Here is an 8,705-nt window from a genome sequence, read left to right as displayed (position 1 = left end):
CGGCCGGGTGCTGTTCCGTAACAGCCGCGCCAACATTCAGGGCTTCCCCGAGCGTCACCTCAACGTCTACCCCATGCCGCTACCGGAGCAGTACAAGACTGCCATCAAGGTGATGGGCATGATGGGTGGCAACGGTGGCGATCTGCAGACCCGCGCCTTGCGCTACCTCTATCCCGAGAAGATCTTCCAGCAGTTCGAAGGTGACAACGCCACCTGGACCCAGTTCGACCCCCGCGTCGAGTGGTTGCTGGAGCTGCTGCTCTCTGCCCGCCAGCAGAAAGTGCTGGTGATCTGCTCCGAAGCGGCCACCGCCATTGCGCTGGAAGAGGCGTTGCGTACCCGTGAAGGGATCCGTGGTGCCGTGTTCCACGAAGGGATGACCATTCTGGAGCGGGATAAAGCCTCCGCCTATTTCGCCCAGCAAGAGAGTGGTGCTCAGGTGCTGCTCTGCTCCGAGATCGGTTCAGAAGGTCGTAACTTCCAGTTTGCCAGCCATCTGGTGCTGTTCGATCTGCCCCTCAATCCAGATCTGCTGGAGCAGCGTATCGGCCGTCTGGATCGTATTGGCCAACAGAACATCGTCGAGATCCACGTCCCTTATCTGGAAGGAACCGCCCAGCGCGCCCTGCAGCTCTGGTATCACGATGGTCTGGATGCGTTCGAGCAGACCTGCCCGACTGCCCGCCCGGTATTCGAGGCGGTGCGTGACGAGCTGTTCGAGCTGCTGGCCGCCAACACTGGCGATCAGGCAACTCTCGATGCCCTGCTGATCAAAACCCGTGAACTGCATGAGCCGCTCAAGGCCCGGCTGGAACAGGGTCGCGATCGCCTGCTGGAGATCCACTCCAGCGGTGGCGCCGCCGCCCAGCAGCTGGTCGACAAGCTGGCTGCCGAAGATGGCGACACCGGCATGATCTCCTTCGCCCTCAAGATGTTCGACGAGATCGGCGTCAATCAGGATGACCGTGGCGAGAACGCGCTGGTGCTGACCCCGGGGGATCACATGCTGGTCTCCAGCTTCCCGGGCCTGCCGCAGGATGGTATGACCATCACCTTCGATCGCCCGACCGCATTGTCGCGGGATGACATGGCGCTGCTCTGCTGGGATCACCCCATGATGCGCGGCGGTATCGACCTGATCCTGGGCTCCGAGATCGGTGCGACCTCGGTTGCCCTGCTCAAGAACAAGGCGCTGCCCATCGGTTCGATCCTGCTTGAGCTGATCTTCGTCGCCGAGTCTGCGGCTCACCCCCAGCTCTACCGCTTCATGCCGCCAACGCCGATCCGTCTGCTGATGGACAAGAATGGCCAGAATCTGGGCGAGAAGGTGGCGTTCGATGCCTTCAACCGCCAGCTGACCCCGGTCAACCGCCATCTTGGCAGCAAGCTCGTGACTGCATCCCAGCCGGTTATTCACGGTCTGATAGGCAAGGGCCAGCCGATTGCCGAAGAGTTGAAAGCAGTGATTGTCGACAAAGCCCGTGCCCAGATGGCGCAGACCCTGCAGCAGGATCTCGATCGTCTGGAAGCGCTCAAGGCGGTCAATCCAAGCGTGCGCGACAGCGAACTGGATTACCTTCGTGATCTGCAGGCAGAATTGCACCACCTGATCGACCAGACCCAACTCAAGCTGGACGCAATCCGCTTTATCGTGGTCACCCATAACTGACGCGATACTGAAAAGGCATGCGCTGATCCGGCTCACGCAGGATGCCATGCCCTTTATGATTGTGGTTACCCATAACTGATGGGGGCTTGCCCCCACCTTCTGATGCGAGACATTTATGTTTGAATACTCACCGCCGCTGGAACCCTGGCTCGAGATCCTGTTCAAGGACAAGGACATCATGGTGGTCAACAAGCCTACTGGCCTGCTGAGCGTCCCCGGGCGCGGCCCCGAGAATGAAGACAGCGTCCTGCATCGGGTGAAACAGCAACACCCCAAGGCGGCGGCAGCCCATCGTCTCGACATGTCCACCACTGGCGTCATTGTCATTCCCCTCAACCCCAATTCTCATCGGGAGCTGAGCCGACAATTTCGCGAGCGGGAGACCGAGAAGCACTACCTCGCCTGGGTGTGGGGTGAGCCAGAGGCAGAGTCGGGTCAGGTTGACCTGCCGCTCTGCGTCGACTGGCCCAACCGCCCGAAACAGAAGGTGGACCACGAGGAGGGGCGCCATGCCCTGACTCTGTGGGAAAAACTGAAGGTGGAGAACGGCAACAGCCTGATCAAGCTGACCCCCATCACGGGTCGCTCTCACCAACTGCGCGTCCATATGCTGGAGCTGGGGCACCCGATTCTGGGTGACAACCTCTATGCCCATCCGGATGCGCTGGCGGCGGCACCCCATCTCTACCTGCATGCGGCCATGCTGACCATCAGCCATCCCCGCAGTGGCGAACCGATGACTTTCGAGGCGCCAGCCCCCTTCCCGCTCTGATCCGAAGGGATGCGAAGCAAATCGCAGATATAAAAAAGCCCCCATCGCGAGATGGGGGCTTTTTCATTAGGGTCAGACACGAATATCGATCTTGCTTCCCAATGAAGCGCTGGCCGATGTCGGTGCAACCGGCGCTGATTGCGCTGCGTTTTGCAGCAGCTTCAACGCAGCTTCGCCCTCTTGAGTCTGCTGTTTTTTAGCCAGACTGGCCGTCATCAACGCAGAACCAAACGACGCATTCGCAGAACTTGATATATCCATAGGGTTCCTCCTGCACTCAACAGTATCGGCCAACCAGCGCAGAACATAAGTACTGAATGCAAAACAATCTGAAAATGGCTTTTCTATCAACCAGATTGATTTAGCACACTGTGGATAGTCCATGGCTCTCACCCTGCCAGCCCTTTCATGGCTGTGAGGCCGCTAACAGTTTCCCGCCCGTTTGCCTCGCGCCGTTTCATATTGAAACGCCGATCCCCTCTCTGCTGTTTCAAATCCGAACCGAATAGGCCGTCATTTTTCTCCCGATTTATCCCGTTAGACTGGCTCCATCAACCATTTGCCCACCCGTGCGGTGGCAAGCCAAGGAGTGAGCCATGAAGAAACTGATCAATGCCGTCGATGCCGTGGTCCGTGAACAACTGATGGGGATGGCAGCCGCCCACCCCGAGCTCAAGGTACGTATCGAACCCCACTACATCACCCGCGCCGACTCCCCCGTGATGGGCAAGGTGGCGCTGGTCTCCGGCGGTGGCAGCGGCCACGAGCCGATGCACGGCGGTCTGGTGGGCAAAGGGATGCTGGATGGCGCCTGCCCCGGCGAGATTTTTACCTCCCCGACCCCGGATCAGATGTACGAGTGTGGTCAGGCGGTCGATGGCGGCGCGGGCGTGCTGTTTCTGGTGAAGAACTACACCGGCGACGTGCTCAACTTCGAGACCGCGGTCGAGCTGCTGCACGGTGACGGGGTCAAGGTCGGCTTCTCGCTGATCGATGACGACGTGGCGGTCAAAGACAGCCTCTATACCGCCGGTCGCCGTGGCGTTGCCACGACCGTGCTGTGCGAGAAGCTGGTCGGTGCCGCTGCCGAAGCGGGCTATGACCTGACCCGCTGCGAAGCGCTGGCCCGTCGCATCAACAACCAGAGCCGCACCATCGGCGTCGCCATGCACGCCTGCACCGTGCCTGCCGCTGGCAAGCCCTCCTTCACCCTGGCGGACAACGAGATGGAGTTCGGCGTGGGCATCCACGGCGAGCCGGGCATAGCGCGCCGCCCCTTCACCGACCTCAATACCCTGGTGGATGACATGTTCAGCGAGCTGGCTGACAACACCCCTTATGGCCGCACCCTGCGCCACTGGGACAGAGCCTCCGGCAGCTGGCAGGAAGAGCACACCTTTATCGAAACGCTGAATGCGGGCGATCGTGTCATCGCGCTGGTCAACAGTCTGGGTGGCACGCCCATCTCCGAGCTGTATGGCGTCTATGGTCGCCTCGCTACCCTGTGCGAAGCGGCAGGCATCCATCTGGTACGCAACCTGATCGGCCCCTACTGCACCGCCCTCGACATGACCGGCATCTCCATCACCTTGCTCAAGGTGGATGACGAGCTGATGACCCTGTGGGATGCCCCCGTTCACACCCCCGCCCTGCGTCGCGGTTGCTAAGGAGCCTTTACTCTCATGCTAAGCAAACATCACATCGTCAACTGGCTGCTCGACTGCGAACACATCTTTACCGAGCAGCGTGACTACCTCACCGCGCTGGATACCGATATCGGCGATGGCGACCACGGCCTCAACATGCAGCGCGGCTTTACCAAAGTGGCCGAGAAGCTGCCTGCAGTGGCAGACAAAGACATCGGCCAGGTGCTGAAAACCACCGGCATGACGTTGCTCTCCTCGGTCGGTGGCGCCAGCGGCCCGCTCTACGGCACCTTCTTTATCCGGGCGGCGGCCAGTACCGACGCCTGCCAGAGCCTGAGCCTCAGCCAGCTATGCAAAATGCTGAGCGATGGGGTCGAGGGGATCGTCTCCCGCGGCCGTGCCGAGCCGGGTGACAAGACCATGTGCGACGCCTGGTGGCCAGCACTGGCCGCCCTGCAACAGGCCCAGCAGCAAGATCTGCCGCTCAACGATGCGCTGGACAAGGCGGTAGCGGCTGCCGCTGCCGGTACCGAGGCCACCATCCAGATGCAGGCCCGCAAGGGGCGCGCCAGCTATCTTGGCGAGCGCAGCATAGGCCATCAGGATGCCGGGGCCACCTCGACCCTGCTGCTGCTGACCGCCCTGCGTGACAGAGCGAGGTTGTGACATGATCGGAATCGTAGTTGTCTCTCACAGCGCCATGCTGGCGGCCGGCTTGAAAGCGCTGGCCGACCAGCTCGGCAGCCCGGCCAGATTGCTGCTGGCGGCCGGGGTCGATGACCCCGACCACCCCATCGGCACCGATGCCATCGCGGTGATGAGTGCGATTGAAGAAGCGGACGACGGCAGCGGTGTGCTGGTGCTGATGGACTTGGGCAGCGCTCTGCTCAGCGCCGAAACCGCCCTCGAACTGCTGCCCCCTGAATTAAGCGCCCGGGTGCGGCTCTGCCCCGCCCCGCTGGTCGAGGGCTCCCTGGCCGCCGTGGTGGCGGCCGGTTCCGGCATGACGCTGGATGAGGTAGCCGCCGAGGCACTCGGCGCGCTGGGCCCGAAACAGGCGATGCTGCCTGCCAGTGCGGTGCAAGCCGCCACTGAGACTGCCCCCGTTACCGACGACGGCTGGCTGCGCTGCGAGGTGCTGGTGGATAACCCCCACGGCCTGCATGTGCGCCCCGCCGCCCGACTGGTGGCCGCCCTCAAGCCCTTTGCCGCTGAACTCAAGCTGCAGAAGGGGGATAAAGAGGCCAATCCCCGCAGCCTGACCCGGCTCACCATGCTTAACGTGCGTCAGGGCGACATGCTCACCCTGTTGGCGCGCGGGGAGGATGCTACCGCCGCATTGGCCTGCTTCCAGCAGCTGGCAGCCGAGCGCTTCGGCGACTGACGCCGCACCCCACTGTTTCAAGGCGCTGCACTCGCTCGCTGAGCCTGTGCAGCGCAATTCAAGACGAAGGACTCCCCGGCACAGCCGCCCCTTCGCCCCTGTTAGTTTCAAAAGACGTCTTATGAACTAGAGAGAGGGATAGAATATGGACCGCATCATCATCAGCCCCAGCAAATACGTGCAAGGTAACGGGGCCCTCGCCAATATCGGCAACTACGTCAAAGCGCTCGGCGCCAAGCCACTTATTCTGGCCGACGCCTTCGTCACCAAACTGGTAGGCGATACCGTGGCCACCAGCTTCCACGGTGTGGGCATCAAGCCCGAGTTCGACTGTTTCAACGGCGAATGTTCTCGCCCCGAGATCGACCGCCTGCTGGCTCGCTGCAACCAGACGCCGTTTGACGTTATCATCGGCATCGGCGGCGGCAAGACGCTGGATACCGCCAAGTCGGTCGCCTTCTACCAGAAGGTGCCGGTGGTCATAGTGCCGACCATCGCCTCCACCGATGCGCCCACCAGCGCGCTGGCGGTCATCTACACCCCAGAAGGGCAGTTCAGCGAATACCTGATGATTCCGACCAACCCCAACATGGTCATCATGGATACCGGCGTGGTCTCCCGCGCCCCGGTGCGGCTGTTGGTCTCCGGCATGGGGGATGCGCTCTCCACCTACTTCGAGGCGCGCGCCAACAAGGTCTCCGGTTGCCAGACCATGGCCGGTGGTGCCTCTACGCTGGCGGCGCAGGCCATCGCCGAGCTCTGCTACAAGACCCTGCTGGCCGATGGCTACAAGGCCAAGCTGGCGGTGGAGCAGGGGCTCTGCACCAAGGCGGTGGAGAACATCATCGAGGCCAACACCTACCTGAGCGGTATCGGCTTCGAGAGCAGCGGGCTGGCCGCCGCCCACGCCATCCACAATGGCCTGACCCAGCTCGCCGAGTGTCACCACCTCTATCACGGTGAGAAAGTTGCATTCGGTACCCTGGTGCAGCTGGTGCTGGAGAACGCGCCGATGGCGGAGATCGAGACAGTGCTGGGTTTCTGCCGCTCAATCGGCCTGCCGACCAACCTGCATATGATGGGGGTCAAGGAGCTGGACATGGCGCGCCTGATGGCGGTGGCCAAAGCCTCTACCGCCGAAGGGGAGACCATCCACAACATGCCGTTCAAGGTTACCGCCGAGGATGTGCTGGCGGCCATCGTCACCGCCCACCAGCTGGGGCTGTAACCGCACCACGGCTAACCTTGCCATATAACATGGCCCCGCATCTGCGGGGCCGTTTCATTTTCTGCAGGCCGGTTGGCGACGCGCAGGGTGGCGTCAGCCGTGATAGTCGGCGGGATCGATCTCGAGCAGCTTGAGTCGCCGCCAGAGGGTGGTGCGGCTGATGCCAAGATGCTGGGCCATCTGGCTCACCTGCCCCTTGCAGGCGTGGGCGCAGCGCAAAATGGCTTGCCGCTCCAGCTCAGCCAGCGTGAGCAGCGGTTGCCCCACCACCTCGTCCGCCACCAGCTGATAGCCGTGGCGAATGGCGGCGGGCAGCGCCTCGGGCGGGATCGGCCCCTGACCGGCATGAAGCAGCGCATGCTCGACCGCGCTGCGCAGCTCCCCCAGATTGCCGGGCCAGGGATAGGCGAGCAGACAATCTAGGGCCGCCGGGCTGAACTGGCGCACCGGCTCGCGCCCCTGCGCCGCCAACTGCTGGCTGATAAGGCCCGGCAGATCGGCCGCGCGCTCCCGCAATCCCGGCAGCCACAGCTCGCACGCCTGCAAGGCATAGAGCAGCTGGCGGCCAAACAGCCCCTCCTGCACCAGTTGTTCCAGCGGGGCGCTGCTGGTGGCGATGATCCGCACCTTGAGCGGCAGGATACGGGCCGAATCGAAGCGCTGGATGCGGCCGGTCTTGAGCAGTTGCAGCAGCGCTGCCTGCATGGGGGCAGAGAGACACTCCACCTGCTCCAGCACCAACGTACCGCCGTGGGCCAGTTCGAACTTGCCCGCCCGCTCCTGCCCCGCCTCATCGGAGCCCATCAGCTCCAGCGCCATTCGCTCGCTCGGCAGCGCCTGACAGTTGAGGGTGATGAGCGGCCCGGCGGCCCGTTCGCTGCCAAAATGGATCGCTTCCGCCAGCTGGGCCTTGCCCACCTCCTCTTCGCCGCGCAGCAGGATCGGCCCCTGACTCTGGGCCGCCTGCCGGGCGTAGCGCAGCAGCTTGCGCATGGCGCTCGATTCGCCCACCAGTGCCGACAGCTCGGGCACCGTCTGGCGCAGCTGGTGGATGGCCCGCAGCCGGTCAACCGGGTGCAGCAGGGCAATAAAGCTGACCCCCTCCGGCCCCGGCAGCGGCTTGAGGCTCACCAGCGCGTTGATAAACTCCCCCTCCTGCGCGCCGAGCCGCTCCAGCGTCACCTCCACATGGCTGAGCGGCGTCTGCCCCCTGATGGCCAACTGCAACCGCTGGGGCAGCAGCAGATGCTGCTCCAGCGGCTGGCCGAGACAGAGCGCGGGATCGAGCCGCAGCCGATTGGCCGCCAGCGCGTTGAGGTAGCGCAGCCGCCCCTGCGGGTCCCAGGCCAGCACGCCGTCATCCATGCCATCGAGCAGGGCGTAAAGCTCGCTCAGGTGGTGCTGGGACTCCTGCATCAGGGTCTCCATCTGCAGCAGATGGGCCAGCTCGCGCCCGGCACTGACGGCGAGCGCCAGATCGCCCGCGCTCGCCTCTTCTACCTTGCAGATCAACGCGATGATGGCGACCTGACGGCCATTGCTGTTGTAAACCGGGCTGGCGCAGCTGTGCCACGGGTGGAGGGTCTGGTTGAAGTGCTGGGGGCCGCTGACGCAGAGCGGCACTCCCTCCAGCGCCGCCAGATTGATGGCATTGGTGCCGATGCGCCCCTCGCTGAAAAAGGCACCGGGGCCAAACCCCAGCGCCGCCAGCTCCGCCAGCGTGTCGGGGTGGCCGGTGCGGGCCAGCAGACAGCCACTCTCGTCGGTGAGCAGCAGGACGCAGGGGCGCCCCTCCATAAATTCGTAGAGATCCTCGAGGGCCATCTCGCCGGTGGTGAGCAGGTCGCGCTTGCGCTGACGCAGGCTCTGCAAGGTCTGACCCTTGGCGCTGTGGGGCGGATGCCAGAGGGTGGCGCTGGTCTGGTGGGCGCAGCGCAGCCAGGAGGCCTGCAGATAGTCAGGCCAGGGCTGAAGGTGCTGATGATGCTGAAGGTCAGATGGCATGG

Annotated in this window: 8 protein-coding genes (1 of these 8 cut by a window edge); 6 read left to right on the top strand and 2 right to left on the bottom strand. The window is 63.4% G+C overall.

What is annotated here, in order from left to right; genetic code table 11:
• Together rapA and rluA are read left to right on the top strand one after the other, a co-directional pair.
• Positions 1 to 1,669 carry the 3' portion of an RNA polymerase-associated protein RapA gene (gene rapA, locus CK911_RS19250; protein WP_098971984.1) on the top strand. The gene continues 1,199 nt to the left of window position 1, outside the view, so 1,669 of the gene's 2,868 nt are visible here — the last part of the coding sequence; the start codon falls outside the window, past its left edge; its stop codon occupies positions 1,667 to 1,669.
• Between the two features lie 115 nt (positions 1,670 to 1,784).
• Positions 1,785 to 2,441, top strand: coding sequence for a bifunctional tRNA pseudouridine(32) synthase/23S rRNA pseudouridine(746) synthase RluA (gene rluA, locus CK911_RS19245; RefSeq protein ID WP_098971982.1), 657 nt, complete (start codon positions 1,785 to 1,787; stop codon positions 2,439 to 2,441).
• 72 nt (positions 2,442 to 2,513) lie between these two features.
• Here the strand turns inward: rluA and CK911_RS21670 are convergent, their stop codons facing one another.
• Positions 2,514 to 2,702, bottom strand: a complete 189-nt coding sequence (locus tag CK911_RS21670; RefSeq protein WP_005336040.1) for a hypothetical protein — start codon at positions 2,700 to 2,702, stop codon at positions 2,514 to 2,516.
• Between the two features lie 335 nt (positions 2,703 to 3,037).
• On the opposite strand from CK911_RS21670, the gene dhaK reads away from it, so the two are divergent.
• From dhaK to CK911_RS19220, 4 genes are all read left to right on the top strand, one after another.
• A complete protein-coding gene (gene dhaK, locus CK911_RS19235) occupies positions 3,038 to 4,108 on the top strand; it encodes a dihydroxyacetone kinase subunit DhaK (RefSeq protein WP_098971979.1) in 1,071 nt (356 codons plus the stop codon).
• Between the two features lie 15 nt (positions 4,109 to 4,123).
• On the top strand, positions 4,124 to 4,753 hold the full coding sequence (dhaL, locus tag CK911_RS19230; protein WP_098971977.1) for a dihydroxyacetone kinase subunit DhaL: 630 nt from the start codon (positions 4,124 to 4,126) through the stop codon (positions 4,751 to 4,753).
• Position 4,754: 1 nt separating this feature from the next.
• Complete coding sequence (dhaM, locus tag CK911_RS19225) at positions 4,755 to 5,471, top strand: dihydroxyacetone kinase phosphoryl donor subunit DhaM (protein WP_098971975.1); 717 nt, start codon at positions 4,755 to 4,757, stop codon at positions 5,469 to 5,471.
• A gap of 145 nt (positions 5,472 to 5,616) precedes the next feature.
• The gene (locus CK911_RS19220; RefSeq protein ID WP_098971973.1) at positions 5,617 to 6,699 is read left to right on the top strand and encodes a glycerol dehydrogenase; all 1,083 of its coding nucleotides are present in this window, start codon (positions 5,617 to 5,619) and stop codon (positions 6,697 to 6,699) included.
• A gap of 93 nt (positions 6,700 to 6,792) precedes the next feature.
• Here CK911_RS19220 and dhaR read toward each other — a convergent pair whose 3' ends face one another.
• Positions 6,793 to 8,703 (bottom strand): dihydroxyacetone kinase operon transcriptional regulator DhaR, encoded by a 1,911-nt coding sequence (dhaR, locus tag CK911_RS19215; RefSeq protein ID WP_098972811.1) that lies wholly within the window; start codon positions 8,701 to 8,703, stop codon positions 6,793 to 6,795.
• Positions 8,704 to 8,705: the final 2 nt, after the last annotated feature.

This window comes from Aeromonas sp. CU5 (assembly GCF_002586745.1).
GTDB lineage: Bacteria > Pseudomonadota > Gammaproteobacteria > Enterobacterales > Aeromonadaceae > Aeromonas > Aeromonas sobria.
The sequence above is the reverse complement of the archived record's forward strand: the minus strand, read 5'-3'. Positions and strand labels throughout refer to the sequence as shown.